This is a genomic window from Micromonospora sp. URMC 106, assembly GCF_051386395.1.
Classification (GTDB): domain Bacteria; phylum Actinomycetota; class Actinomycetes; order Mycobacteriales; family Micromonosporaceae; genus Micromonospora.
This window is the reverse complement of record NZ_JBPQTP010000069.1, coordinates 24,425-36,705: the sequence shown is the minus strand read 5'-3', so window position 1 is coordinate 36,705 and position 12,281 is coordinate 24,425. Positions and strand designations below refer to the sequence as shown.

Annotated in this window: 12 protein-coding genes; 6 read left to right on the top strand and 6 right to left on the bottom strand. The window is 73.9% G+C overall.

What is annotated here, in order from left to right:
- Together ACSNOB_RS20815 and ACSNOB_RS20810 are read left to right on the top strand one after the other, a co-directional pair.
- Positions 1–932, top strand: a 932-nt coding sequence (locus ACSNOB_RS20815) for an acyl-CoA desaturase (protein ID WP_436688140.1), incomplete at its 5' end; no start/stop codon positions are given.
- A gap of 226 nt (positions 933–1,158) precedes the next feature.
- Positions 1,159–1,842 carry a TetR family transcriptional regulator gene (locus ACSNOB_RS20810; protein WP_436688141.1) on the top strand — a complete coding sequence of 228 codons (684 nt, stop codon included), beginning with the start codon at positions 1,159–1,161 and terminating at the stop codon, positions 1,840–1,842.
- Between the two features lie 13 nt (positions 1,843–1,855).
- Here ACSNOB_RS20810 and ACSNOB_RS20805 read toward each other — a convergent pair whose 3' ends face one another.
- From ACSNOB_RS20805 to rsmA, 5 genes are all read right to left on the bottom strand, one after another.
- The gene (locus ACSNOB_RS20805; protein ID WP_393102384.1) at positions 1,856–2,332 is read right to left on the bottom strand and encodes a DUF4383 domain-containing protein; all 477 of its coding nucleotides are present in this window, start codon (positions 2,330–2,332) and stop codon (positions 1,856–1,858) included.
- A 234-nt stretch (positions 2,333–2,566) separates the two neighbouring features.
- Positions 2,567–3,022: a DUF4383 domain-containing protein gene (locus ACSNOB_RS20800; protein WP_393102382.1), complete on the bottom strand. Its 456-nt coding sequence runs from the start codon at positions 3,020–3,022 to the stop codon at positions 2,567–2,569.
- A gap of 148 nt (positions 3,023–3,170) precedes the next feature.
- Positions 3,171–4,976 carry an ABC-F family ATP-binding cassette domain-containing protein gene (locus tag ACSNOB_RS20795; RefSeq protein WP_436688139.1) on the bottom strand — a complete coding sequence of 602 codons (1,806 nt, stop codon included), beginning with the start codon at positions 4,974–4,976 and terminating at the stop codon, positions 3,171–3,173.
- 257 nt (positions 4,977–5,233) lie between these two features.
- Positions 5,234–6,190: a 4-(cytidine 5'-diphospho)-2-C-methyl-D-erythritol kinase gene (locus tag ACSNOB_RS20790; protein WP_436688138.1), complete on the bottom strand. Its 957-nt coding sequence runs from the start codon at positions 6,188–6,190 to the stop codon at positions 5,234–5,236.
- Positions 6,191–6,336: 146 nt separating this feature from the next.
- Positions 6,337–7,206, bottom strand: a complete 870-nt coding sequence (rsmA, locus tag ACSNOB_RS20785) for a 16S rRNA (adenine(1518)-N(6)/adenine(1519)-N(6))-dimethyltransferase RsmA (RefSeq protein ID WP_436688137.1) — start codon at positions 7,204–7,206, stop codon at positions 6,337–6,339.
- 117 nt (positions 7,207–7,323) lie between these two features.
- Here rsmA and ACSNOB_RS20780 point away from each other — a divergent pair, with 117 nt between their 5' ends.
- The gene (locus tag ACSNOB_RS20780; protein WP_436688136.1) at positions 7,324–7,830 is read left to right on the top strand and encodes a SigE family RNA polymerase sigma factor; all 507 of its coding nucleotides are present in this window, start codon (positions 7,324–7,326) and stop codon (positions 7,828–7,830) included.
- Between the two features lie 182 nt (positions 7,831–8,012).
- The gene (locus tag ACSNOB_RS20775) at positions 8,013–9,020 is read left to right on the top strand and encodes a hypothetical protein (RefSeq protein ID WP_436688135.1); all 1,008 of its coding nucleotides are present in this window, start codon (positions 8,013–8,015) and stop codon (positions 9,018–9,020) included.
- A 44-nt stretch (positions 9,021–9,064) separates the two neighbouring features.
- On the opposite strand, the gene ACSNOB_RS20770 is transcribed toward ACSNOB_RS20775, so the two are convergent.
- Positions 9,065–9,976, bottom strand: a complete 912-nt coding sequence (locus ACSNOB_RS20770) for a TatD family hydrolase (RefSeq protein ID WP_436688134.1) — start codon at positions 9,974–9,976, stop codon at positions 9,065–9,067.
- A 95-nt stretch (positions 9,977–10,071) separates the two neighbouring features.
- Between ACSNOB_RS20770 and ACSNOB_RS20765 the strand changes: the two genes are divergently transcribed.
- Positions 10,072–11,301, top strand: a complete 1,230-nt coding sequence (locus tag ACSNOB_RS20765) for a hypothetical protein (protein WP_436688133.1) — start codon at positions 10,072–10,074, stop codon at positions 11,299–11,301.
- 104 nt (positions 11,302–11,405) lie between these two features.
- The gene (locus tag ACSNOB_RS20760) at positions 11,406–12,257 is read left to right on the top strand and encodes an alpha/beta fold hydrolase (protein WP_436688132.1); all 852 of its coding nucleotides are present in this window, start codon (positions 11,406–11,408) and stop codon (positions 12,255–12,257) included.
- Positions 12,258–12,281: the final 24 nt, after the last annotated feature.

The following is a 12,281-nucleotide window of genomic DNA, read 5'->3' as shown; positions in this document are numbered from 1 at the left end:
CCCCCGGCCCCAAGCCCCTTACCCAGGGCAGCCAGTCCCGAGGCATCCTCATCGCCCTCTGGGCGTTCGTGGTGATCCCCTTCCTGGCCCTCGTCGCCGCCGTCCCGGTCGCCTGGGGCGGCTGGTTGAGCTGGACCGACGTGGTCGTGGCCGGGATCTGGTACGTCATCTCGGGCCTGGGCATCACCGTCGGCTACCACCGGTACTTCACCCACGGCTCGTTCAAGGCGAAGCGCTGGCTGCGGGTGGCGCTGGCGGTCTCGGGCTCGCTGGCGGTCCAGGGCGAGATCATCCAGTGGGTGGCCGACCACCGGCGTCACCACGCCTTCTCCGACCTGGAGGGCGACCCGCACTCGCCGTGGCGGTTCGGGGAGAGCGTCCGCGGCCTGGCCAAGGGCCTGTTCCACGCCCACGTCGGCTGGCTCTTCGGCCGGGAGCTGTCCAACCGGAAGCGGTTCGCCCCGGACCTGCTCGCCGACCGGGACATCAACCGGGTGGACCGGCTCTTCCCGCTGCTGGTGACCGTCTCGGTGCTGGGGCCGGCGCTGATGGGCGGCCTGCTCACCTGGTCGTGGCAGGGCGCGCTGACCGCGCTCTTCTGGGGCGGGCTGGTCCGCATCGCGCTGCTGCACCACGTGACCTGGTCGATCAACTCGGTGTGCCACGTCTACGGCGAGCGGCCGTTCGCGATGCGCCAGGGCGACCGGGCGTCGAACTTCTGGCCGCTGGCGATCCTGTCGCTGGGCGAGAGCTGGCACAACCTGCACCACGCCGACCCGACCTGCGCCCGGCACGGCGTGCTGCGCGGCCAGGTGGACATCTCGGCCCGGGTGATCTGGCTGTTCGAGAAGATCGGTGCGGCCCGGGACGTGCGCTGGCCGAAGCCCGAGCGCATCGCGGCGAAGCTCGTCAGGCCGGTCACCGAGCCGTAAACCGGGCGGTGGCGCCGGAGGCTACCTGGCAGTATGGCCGGGTGACCGAGCACAGCGGGGGCGACGGCGGACGGCCCGGCGCCACGGGAGCCGGGTCCGGCGGCGACACGGTCGGACGGCGCGGCGGCGCCACCCGACCGGCCGCCGGTGAGGCGACCGCATGAGCCGGCACACCGACCGCACCATCCCACGACAGGGCGTCACCGAGCGCCAGCGGAGTGACGACATGGCGGATGTCCCTGGCAGCGACGGCAGCACCGGCCGGCGGCGGGCGGTCGCCGCCGGCAAACCCTCTTCGCGGGTACGCATGTCGGCGGCCCAGCGGCGCGAGCAACTGATCTCGATCGCCCGGCAGATCTTCTCCGAGCGTGGTTTCGACGCCACCTCCATCGAGGAGGTGGCGGCCCGCGCGAAGGTGTCCAAGCCGGTGGTCTACGAGCACTTCGGCGGCAAGGAGGGGCTCTACGCGGTGGTGGTGGACCGGGAGGTCCGGGCCCTGCTGGACCGGATCACCACGGCTCTGACGGCCGGCCACCCGCGCGAGTTGCTGGAGCAGGCGGCGATGGCCCTGCTGACCTACATCGAGGAGGAGACCGACGGTTTCCGGGTGCTGGTGCGCGAGTCCCCGGTGCTGTCGGCGACGGGGAACTTCAGCAGCGTGATGAACGACGTGGCGCACCAGGTGGAGCACATCCTGGGCGCCGAGTTCTCCAGTCGCGGGTACGACCCGAAGTTGGCCGAGCTCTACTCGCAGGCGCTGGTGGGCATGGTGGCGCTGACGGGCCGCTGGTGGCTGGAGGTGCGCAAGCCGCGCAAGGAGACGGTGGGGGCGCACCTGGTCAACCTGGCCTGGAACGGGCTGTCGCACCTGGAGGCCAAGCCGGGCCTGATCACGGCCCGGGACCGTTGAGCGCTGCGGCCGGTCAGCGGCCGTGCGCCTCGGAGACGGGGTGGTGGCGGTGGCGCCGCTCCTCCTCGGCGTGCTCGTCGGTGCCGACCTTGTCGTACAGGCCGGTGCCGAGCAGGAGCAGCCCGAAGAGCATCGACACGATCACCGTGGACATCGAGAAGTTGAGGAAGTTGGCCTCGGTCTGGAGCACGGACATCATGAGGACGCTGGTCACCAGGAAGACGACCCCGGCGGTCAGGTTCATGTAGTGGCCGAGGTTGCCGCGCCGTGAGGCGCCGATGATCAGCACGATCCCGAAGACCACCGAGGCCAGCGAGAACGCCAGGTTGGTGCGGAGCCCGAGGACCCAGTTGTCGCCGCGGTCGAAGAGCGGGTCGCCGAACGTCTGGGCGACACCCCAGACGCCGAAGACCAGGATGTAGAGGCCCACCAACCCGGCGAGGACCCGGTAGATCGGCCGCGCCGGATGGTTCACGGGAAAGTGCGGCATGTTCCCTCCGCCCGAGTAGGACATTCGCCCCGATTGTCCCCCGGACACGAGTCAGCCGTCCGTCAAACCGCCCAGCCGGCTACGGACCCGCTCAGACAAAAGATCCCGCCCTTCCGGCCGGCGAGGGCCCGGATGGAGCGGGATCACGACAGGTTCTCGCCGGAGCCCGACCTGCGCAGGGATCGAGCCTGACCGCCCGGAGCGGGTCGGGCTCCGGCGAGAACCGACAACCACTCAGAGCACGAGCCGGGCCTTCTGCCAGGCTTCCTTCTCCTCGTCGGTGCCGACCTTGCCGTACATGCCGACCATCAGCAGCACCAGGCTGACCACCATCAGCGCGATGACGGTGAAGATGCTGAAGTTGAAGATGTTGGCCTCGGTCTGGATGAAGGCGAGACCCGCGAGGCTGAGCACCATGATGGCGTACGCCAGCCACTGGTTGATCATGACGTCGATGTTGCGGCCGATCGCGGTGCCCGCCAGCACCGCGGCGCCCAGCAGGGCGCTGAGCAGCGAGAAGCCGAGGTTCGTGCCCTGCCCCAGGACCTGGGTGTCATCCTGGGCGAGGACCTCGTTCCCGGCGCTCGCGATGATGCCGAGCACGCCGAAGGCCACCAGGTACAGACCGGTCAGCCCGCCGATCGCCCGGTAGACCGGCCGCGCGGGGTGGTTGACGGGGGTGTGGGCCATGTCTGAGTCTCCAACGCCGTTCGGGTGAGGGGTCGCGGACGATTGTCCCGCACGTCGCGGTGTGACGCCGCACACGGGGGGCCTCCCGCGTGCGGCGTAGCGCCGAGTTGGAGCGGGGCTACGCGGCGCGGGGGCGGACCGGGCTCGCTCAGATCGCCGGGATCTCGTCCGCCAGGGCCAGCCAGGACTCCTCGGTCCGTTCCCGTTCGGCCCGCAGCTCTTTGAGTTGCGCGTCGAGTTCGGCGACCTTGCCGTAGTCCGTGGCGTGCGCGGCGAGCTGGTCGAGCAGGGTGGCCTCCTTCTGCTCCAGCTTGGCGACCTGCCGTTCCAGCCGGGCCAGTTCCTTGCGCGCCTGCCGCGCCTCGGCGGCCGACATGCCGGTCGCGGCGGGCGTGTCGGCGCTGGCGGCGGGGGCGGCCTCGGCCGGGGCCGGTCCGGGCCGGCCGGCGGCCCGGGCGAGGTACTCGTCGACGCCGCCGGGCAGGTGCACCAGCCGCCCGTCACCGAACATCCCGTACGCGGTGTCGGTGACCCGCTCGATGAGGTAGCGGTCGTGGCTGGCCACGATGACGGTGCCGGGCCAGGAGTCGAGCAGGTCCTCCAGCGCGGCGAGGGTGTCGGTGTCGAGGTCGTTGGTGGGCTCGTCGAACAGCAGCACGTTCGGCTCCCCGGCGAGCAGCCGGAGCATCTGCAACCGGCGGCGCTCACCGCCGGAGAGGTCGCTGACGGGCGTCCAGAGCCGCCGGTCGTCGAAGCCGAAGACCTCGGCGAGCTGGGCGGCCGAGACCTCCCGGTCGCCGAGCTGCACGCGCCGGGCGACCTCCTCGACCGCTTCCAGCACCCGCAGGTGGCCGGGCAGCTCGGCCAGCTCCTGCGAGAGGAAGGCCGGCCGGACGGTCGAGCCGGTGGCGAAGCGCCCGCCGTCGGGGCGGGTGACGCCGGCCAGCATGCGCAGCAGCGTGGTCTTGCCGGCCCCGTTGCGGCCGAGTACGGCGATCCGGTCGCCGGGGCCGACCTGCCAGGTGACGTCCTGCAGGATCTCCTTCGGGCCGGCGTGCAGGGTGACGTGTTCCAGGTCGTACACCTGCTTGCCGAGCCGGGCCGTGGCGAGCCGTTGCAGCGACATGGTGTCGCGCGGCGGCGGGACGTCGGCGATCAGCGCGTTGGCCGCGTCGATGCGGAACCGCGGCTTGGAGGTGCGGGCGGGCGGGCCGCGGCGCAGCCAGGCGATCTCCTTGCGGAGCAGGTTCTGCCGGCGGGCCTCGGTGGCGGCGGCGACCCGCTCGCGTTCGGCGCGGGCGAGGGTCCAGGCGGCGAAGCCGCCCTCGTACGCCCGGACGGTCTGGTCGGCGACCTCCCAGGTGGTGGTGCAGACGGCGTCCAGGAACCACCGGTCGTGGGTGACCACGACCAGCGCGCCCTTGCGGCCGACCAGGTACTTGGCCAGCCAGTCGACGCCGCCGACGTCGAGGTGGTTGGTGGGCTCGTCGAGGATCAGCAGGTCGGACTCGCGGACCAGCAGCGCGGCGAGCGCGACCCGCCGCCGCTCGCCGCCGGACATCGGGCCGACGGGCTGGTCGAGGCCGAGGTGGGGCATGCCGAGGCCGTCGAGGATGGCGCGGACGCCGGCGTCGCCGGCCCACTCGTGCTCGGCGCCCATGCTCTCGCGCAGCCAGGCGGTGCCGAGCACCACGTCGCGGACGGTGGCGTCGGGGGCGAGCGTGAGGCTCTGCGGCAGCCAGGCGACCCGCAGGTCGCGGCGGTGGGTGACCCGCCCGTCGTCCGGCTCCTCCTGCTTGGTGAGCAGCCGCAGCAGGGTGGACTTCCCGGCGCCGTTGAGGCCGACCACGCCGATCCGGTCGGCGTCGTCCAGGCCGAGCGAGACGTCGGTGAGCAGTGGCCCGGCGGCGCCGTAGCCCTTGGACACCCGGTCCAGGTTGACGATGTTGGCCACGACCTCACCTCCCATGATCAAGGCGTCCCGGTGCCGGTCGGCACCTGGGACGCCTGAGCCCTCCAGGGTACGCGGGTGCCGCGGCCCCGCCCGGCCGGAGCCGGGCGCACTGCGGTTCAACCGGCGGGGCGGCCGGCTTGTTCCAGGTCAGCGGGCCGGGGGCCGGCCACGCACGGGGGCGACGGCGTCCGGCGGACCCGGGGCCTCCCGGCTCGGCGGGCCGAGGGCCTCCGGTGGCGCGCGGACGGCTCGTCCGGTCAGATGATCCGCGCGCCGGCGACCGGGCCGTGGGCGGTCCGCGCCTCGCGGCACACCCCGGCGGTCTCCAGATCGGCGGCGATCCGCTCGGCGTGTGCGGCGTCGAGCGCGAGGAAGACGCAGGTCGGCCCCGACCCGGAGACGATGCCGGCGAGCGCGCCGGCCGCCTCGCCGGCCTTCAGCGTCGCCGCCAGCGACGGGCGCATGGCCAGGGCGGCGGCCTGGAGGTCGTTGCCGAGGGTCGCGGCGAGCACCCGCGGATCCCGCTGGCGCAGCGCGGCGAGCAGCGCGTCGGTGCTGCCCAGCGGCTCGCCGGCGGCGCCGGCGTCGCGGAGCCGGTCCAGTTCCCGGTAGGCGGCGGGGGTGGACAGGCCGCCGTCGGCGACGGCCACCACCCAGTGCCAGGAGGTGGGCCGGGCCAGCACCGGGCTGACCGCCTCCCCCCGGCCGGTGCCGAGCGCCGTGCCGCCGTGGATCAGGAACGGCACGTCGGAGCCCAGGTCGGCGGCGATCCCGGCCAGCTCGTCGCGGGACAGCCCGGTGCCCCACAGCGCGTCGCAGGCGACCAGCGCGGCGGCGGCGTCGGCGCTGCCCCCGGCCAGGCCGCCCGCCAGCGGGATCTGCTTGCGCAGGTGCAGCCGGGCGTGCGGCGCCACCCCCGCGTGGCCGGCGAGGGCGTGGGCCGCCCGGATGGCCAGGTTGGAGTCGTCCAGGGCCAGTTCGCCGGCGCCCTCGCCCTCCATGGTCAGGGTGAGCGTGTCGCCCCGGCGGGCCGTCAGCTCGTCGTAGATGGAGATCGCGTGGTAGACGGTGTTCAGCTCGTGGTAGCCGTCGCGGCGCAGCGGCCCCACCCCGAGGTGCAGGTTGACCTTGGCGGGCACCCGGACGCGCACCGGTCCGCTGGCTCCGCGCCGCCGCTGCTCGTCCTCGTCGTCCGGTCCCCAGGCCTCGGTCACCGGGCGATGTCCCGCGGGCGCAGGCGGATGTCGAACGGCTTCTCCACGATCAGCTCCTCGGCGGAGTCGGCGGCCGGCTCGCGGCGGCCGTCGACCAGGTCGTACGCGTACACGTGCGGGTGGCCCTCGGCGGGCCCGGCGTCAGCCTACTGCGCGGCGGGCGCGGCGGCCGGGGCCGACGCGGCGATGGCGGCGAACTGCTCGACGGAGAGTGACTCCCCCCGCGCGCCGGGGTCGACGCCGGCGGCGGTGAGGGCGGCGGCGGCCCGGTCCGCGCCGCCGGCCCACCCGGCCAGCGCGGCGCGCAGGGTCTTGCGGCGCTGCGCGAACGCCGCGTCCACCACGGCGAAGACCCGTTCCCGGGGTACGTCGTCGCGGGGCGGCTCGCGGCGGGTGAAGGCGACCAGTCCCGAGTCGACGTTGGGCACCGGCCAGAACACGTTCGGCGGGACCTTGCCGGCGGCGCGGGCGCGGGAGTACCAGGCGAGCTTGACCGAGGGGACGCCGTACACCTTGGAGCCGGGACCGGCGACGAGCCGGTCGGCGACCTCCTTCTGCACCATCACCAGGCCGTGCCGGAGGCTGGGCAGCACGGCGAGCAGGTGCAGCACCACCGGCACGGCCACGTTGTAGGGCAGGTTCGCCACGAGCGCGGTCGGCGCCGGGTCGGCCAGGTCGGCGGCGCGCACGCGCAGCGCGTCGGCGTGGTGCACGGTGAGCCGGGCGGCGTCCGGGCCGGCGTGCCGGGCGGCGGTCTCCGGCAGCGCGCCGGCCAGCGCCGGGTCGATCTCCACGGCGTGCACGTGGGCGGCGACCGGGAGCAGGGCCAGGGTGAGCGAGCCGAGGCCCGGGCCGACCTCCAGCGCGACGTCGTCCGGGGCCAGCCCGGCGGCGGTGACGATGCGCCGCACCGTGTTCGGGTCGTGCACGAAGTTCTGGCCGAGCCTCTTGGTGGGGGCGACGCCCAGCCGGGCGGCCAGTTCCCGGATCTCCGCCGGGCCGAGGAGACCGGTCACGGCACCAGAGCCTACGGCCAACGGGTCAGGTCCGGCGGGTCAGGTCCGGAAGAACCTCGGCTCTCCACCAACCTGGTGGTGCCGCCGATCGTGTGTAAGTCCGGAAAGGAGGCGCTGATGGATGCCTTCGAAGGGTTGTCGGAGTTCGTGCGGAGCCACACTCCGGCCCTGTCGCGGCTGGCCTATCTGCTGACCGGCAACCACCCCGACGCCCAGGACCTGTTGCAGTCGGCGCTGACCAAGACAGCGGTGCGCTGGCACCGGGTCGCCGGCTACGACGACCCGGTGGCATACGTGCGGCGGGTGATGGTGAACGAGGCCACCAGCCGGTGGCGGCGGTGGCGGCGGCTGAGAATCGACCCGGTCGTGAAAGTTCCGGAGCGGACCCGGCCGGACGACGCCACCCACGCGGTCGGCCGGGTGGTGCTGTGGGAGGCACTGGGCCGGCTGACCAACCGTCAGCGGGCGCTGCTGGTGCTGCGGTTCTACGAGGACCGTTCGGTGCAGGAGACCGCCGACCTGCTCGGCTGCTCGGTCGGCACCGTCAAGAGTCAAACCCACCACGCGCTGGCCCGGCTGCGGGCCGTCGCGCCCGAGCTCGCCGAACTGGAGGTCGTGGCATGAACGATCTGCGGGAATTGTTCCACACGAAGGCCGCCGAGGTGCCGCACTACGACGTCGGCGGACATGTATTGCGCGCGGCCCGCCGGCGGCGGCGGGTGATGCGGGTCGCACCGGTGGCGGCGCTGACGGGGGTGTTGGCCGTGGTCGCTGTCGTCGTGGCAACCACCCCGTCCGGCGGCGACATGCCGATCGTCGCCGCCGACCGTCCCCCGGTGGCCGTTTCCCTGCCGTGGCTGCCTGGCATCGTCGGCAAGGACGGCGGCCAGGTCGAGCCACTGCCGACCGACCGGCCCGTCGGCACCGGCTCGGTCCTGTACGCCCGGTGCGCCACGCCCTGCGGTCCCCGGCTCGTCACCGAGGACGGCCGTGAGTACCAGCTTCCCGGGCTGGAGACGGAACCGCAGACACCGCGGGTACCGACGCTGTCACCGGACGGGCGATGGCTGTCGTACCCCGATGCCAGCGGCCGGTACGTCCTGCGTGACCTCACGGACGTCCAGACGGTGTCGACGGGAGCCCGGCGGGTGATGGGCTGGTCCGCGGACAGCCGCTGGGCGGCCCTCGCTGACGCCAGCGACCAAGCTGTCACCACGCTGCTGGCGCCAGCGGAAGGGCGTGAGGTGGCGGTGACGCTGCCCGCCGACGAGAAGCGACCCCTGGCCGGGTTGACCGACGATGGCGTGGCGGTGTTCGGGACCACCGAGGCGCGTGCGGACGACGCACCGGTCGAGCTGCGGGTGATCGAGGCCGCCGGCGCCACCCGTACCGTCCGGGTCGACACGTCCGACCTGCTCGGGCCGAACAAGGAGCTGTCGGGCTTTCCGGTGCTCGCCGCCGACGGAGCCACCGTGTTGTTCCAGGTGATGCGTTGGCGGAACGGGCTCGCGTCACCGGGGGACGTGGTCAGCGTCGACCTCGCCGACGGCTCGGTTCAGGCCCGGTTCAGGTTGCCCGTTGGGGACGCGGATGTCCGGCCGGGACAGGCTTCCGGCGGCCACGAGACCGGCCCGAGCGGGGGCCAGCATCGGCAGCTCGTCTCGGCGCTCGCCGACGGGGCGGTGCTGGTGCACTGGCAGGGTGCCAGGCCACATGCGGTGGAGGTGCTCGATCTGCGCACCGGCGATCGCCAGGCAATCACTCGCGTCGCCGACGGCGTCGTCTGGTTGCGGGTGCGGGGCCAGGCCCACTGACCGAGAGGGGGTGCGTGCCACCGTCGCGGCACGCACCCCTCTGGTCAGGAACCGCCGGTCGAGGACGAGGGCTGCCAGGGGCCGAAGACGCGGTCGCCGGTGGCGGAGATGGCGGCGCAGAGCTCGTCCAGGTCCGCACCGGTGGTCTCGGCCAGCGACCGGACGGTCAGCGGGATCAGGTACGACGCGTTGGGCCGGCCGCGGTGCGGCATCGGGGTCAGGTAGGGCGCGTCGGTCTCCACGAGGACCTGTTCGACCGGGGTCACGGCGGCGGCCTCGCGCAGCGCGCCGGCGCTGCCGAAGGTGACCGTGCCGGCGAAGCTGAGCAGGTAGCCCCGGCGGACGCACTCGGCGGCGAAGTCGGCGTCGCCGGAGAAGCAGTGCAGCACCACGGTGTCGGGCGCGCCCTCGTCGTCGAGGATCCGCAGCACGTCGGCGTGCGCGTCCCGGTCGTGGATGACCAGCGCCTTGCCGTACCGCTTGGCGATGGCGATGTGGGCGCGGAAGCTCTCCTCCTGCACGGCGCGTCCCTCCTCCCCGGTGCGGAAGAAGTCCATCCCCGTCTCGCCGATCCCGCGTACCCGGTCGCGGGCGGCGAGCGCCTCGATCTCGCGCAGCGCCTCGTCGAGGTCGGCCAGGCGGGGCGCCTCGTTCGGGTGCAGCGCCACGGTGGCCACCACCGCCGGGTGGGCGTCGGCGACGTCCGCGCCCCACCGCGACGACGCCACGTCCACCCCGACCTGGACCAGCCGGTCGACGCCCACCGAGGCGGCGACGGCGACGGCCGCGGCGACCGGGTCCTCGGCGGGGCCGCCGGGGACGCCGGCCTCGCTGACGGTGATGTCGAGGTGGGTGTGGCTGTCCAGCACGGGGCGGGGCAGCGGCTCGGGGGCGGGCGGGAACTCGCCGGCCCGGCGGGCGGCGCGCTGCTTGCGGGTTTCGGTGGTCTCGCTCATCGCAGGTCAGCATCACACACCGCCGGCGGTCGGCGTCGCGGGGACGCCACCGGCCGTTCACCGGTGCGGCACATGTCGCGCCTAGCGTCACCGGCGTGACCGTCACCCCTCAGACCAGCGGAAACGGCTCGCGCGTGACGTACGGGGGCGCCGTGTACCCGGCGGAGGAGATCGCCCGGGGCGCCGCGTACGAGTTGTCCAGCGCCGACGAGGCACCCGGCTTCGAGTGGGCCCGGCCCGGCACGGCCCGGCCGTGGCGCAGATTCGTGCACGTCACGGAGGTCACCGACGTCCACCCGGTGCCGGAGCCGGCCGAGGAGCCGGAGGCGCCGCTGCTGGTGCCGCTGCACCGGGAGCGGGGCTGGTCGTACGTGCAGCAGCTCAGCCAGCAGCCGGCGGCGGCCGGTGACCCAACCCTGGCGGCGGTGCGCGCCTCGGCGGTGATCCGGCGGGGCACCCGGATGGTGAAGGTGCTCTCCGCCCGACAGCTCGCCGGCCACGTGCGGGGGTGGCTGCCGCACGGCTTCTGCTTCCGCGAGCACGACGTGGCGCACCTGCGTACGCCGTCGGCGACGACGGTGCTGCGCACCGACGGCGCGGACGCCCGCGACGGCGCGGACGTGACGTACGCGCTGCGCTGGCGCGCCGCCGACCCGGACGACTACGACGTGCCGGTCGGCGAGGCGCACCGGGGCCTGACGGCGCTGGCGCCCCGGGACCGGCTGGGCGCGGCGGTGCTCGGCACGGGGTTCGTGCCGAGCGACGGTCAGCTCGTCCCGGAGTTCGTCACGCGGGACTTCGCGGACCTGCCGATGCCGGCGAACGCCACCCTGCTCGCCTACCCGGCCGACGGCGTGGAGGTGGTGCTCTACAGCTATCAGGCCGAGCAGCGCGGCTGGCTGCGGATGGTCGGCCCGCAGTGGCGGCACCTGCTGGCGGCGGTGCCGGGCCTCTCCCCGGACCAGGAGTACGTGCCGACGGGCGAGGCGCCCCGCTCCACCCGGCTGGTGGGCGGCTACGCCGGCGGCGAGTACGAGGCGGTGGCGGACCTGCCCGGCGGGTTCCGGGTGCTGGCGATGACCCGCGCCGCCCGGTACCCGGTGGAGTGGGCGGCCCGGCGGCTGCGGCTGGCCGACTGGCGGAGCGTGTCCTGCCTGGTGCTGCGGGAGGAGGCCGGCTGGCTGCGGCTGCGCCTGCGCCGGCCCGACCCGGACGCGGTGGCGGAGACCGGGGCGCAGTGCCAGGAGCGGGGCGTCTACGAGGCGTGGGCGCCGGCCGCCGAGGTCACCGACGATCGGGTGGCGGACCTGCCGTACCGGCTCTGAGGGGCCCCGCGCGCCCGCCGGGGCCCGCGCGGTCGCCGGCGGGCATAACGGCAGGCCGGGTGGGAAAGCGCCGCGTCCGACAGTCACGTGACCAGGAGACGCGCATGCCTTTCATCACCGTGGGGACGGAGAACTCCGCCCCCATCGACCTGTACTACGAGGACCACGGCTCCGGTCAGCCGATCGTGCTGATCCACGGCTTCCCGTTCAACGGGGCGACGTGGGAGAAGCAGACCGGGCCGCTGCTGGCCGCCGGATACCGGACGATCACGTACGACCGGCGGGGTTTCGGCAATTCCGCCCAGCCCGCGTTCGGGTACGACTACGACACGTTCGCGGCCGACCTGGACGTGTTGATGACCGAGCTGGACCTGCGGAACGCGATCCTGGTCGGTCACTCGATGGGCACCGGCGAGGTGACCCGCTACCTGGGCGTGTACGGCTCGCAGCGGGTGGACCGGGCGGTGCTGCTGGCCCCGCTCGCGCCGTTCCTGCTGAAGACGTCGGACAACCCGGAGGGGGTCGAGAAGAGCCTCTTCCAGGGCTTCCAGCAGGCGATCGTCGAGGACCGCTTCGCCTACCTGACCAGCTTCTGCGAGGCGTTCTTCAACTACCAGGAGAACCGGGGCAAGCTGGTCAGCGAGGAGGCGTTCCGGGCGCACTGGGAGATCGGCGCGCGCGCCTCGGCGAAGGGCACCCACGACTGCGTGGACGCCTGGCAGACCGACTTCCGGGGGGACGTGTCGCGGATCGACGTGCCGGTGCTGATCGTGCAGGGCGACAAGGACGCGGTGCTGCCGTACCCGAAGACCGGGCAGCGGCTGCAACCGATGCTGCCGGGCAGCCAGCTGGTCACCCTGAAGGGGGCACCGCACGGCACGCCCTGGACGAACGCGCCGGAGGTGAACCGCGCGATCATGGACTTCATCGGCGCACCGGCGATGGCGCGGGCCTGACGGCTGGCGGCCGGGCCCGGTCGA

Coding starts and splice junctions, on each gene's coding strand:
- ACSNOB_RS20780 (WP_436688136.1), top strand. CDS start 7,324: ATGGATGCCTTCGAAGGGTTGTCGGAGTTCGTGCGGAGCCACACTCCG.
- ACSNOB_RS20800 (WP_393102382.1), bottom strand. CDS start 3,022: ATGGCCCACACCCCCGTCAACCACCCCGCGCGGCCGGTCTACCGGGCG.
- ACSNOB_RS20805 (WP_393102384.1), bottom strand. CDS start 2,332: ATGCCGCACTTTCCCGTGAACCATCCGGCGCGGCCGATCTACCGGGTC.
- ACSNOB_RS20775 (WP_436688135.1), top strand. CDS start 8,013: ATGCCGATCGTCGCCGCCGACCGTCCCCCGGTGGCCGTTTCCCTGCCG.
- ACSNOB_RS20810 (WP_436688141.1), top strand. CDS start 1,159: ATGGCGGATGTCCCTGGCAGCGACGGCAGCACCGGCCGGCGGCGGGCG.
- ACSNOB_RS20760 (WP_436688132.1), top strand. CDS start 11,406: ATGCCTTTCATCACCGTGGGGACGGAGAACTCCGCCCCCATCGACCTG.
- ACSNOB_RS20770 (WP_436688134.1), bottom strand. CDS start 9,976: ATGAGCGAGACCACCGAAACCCGCAAGCAGCGCGCCGCCCGCCGGGCC.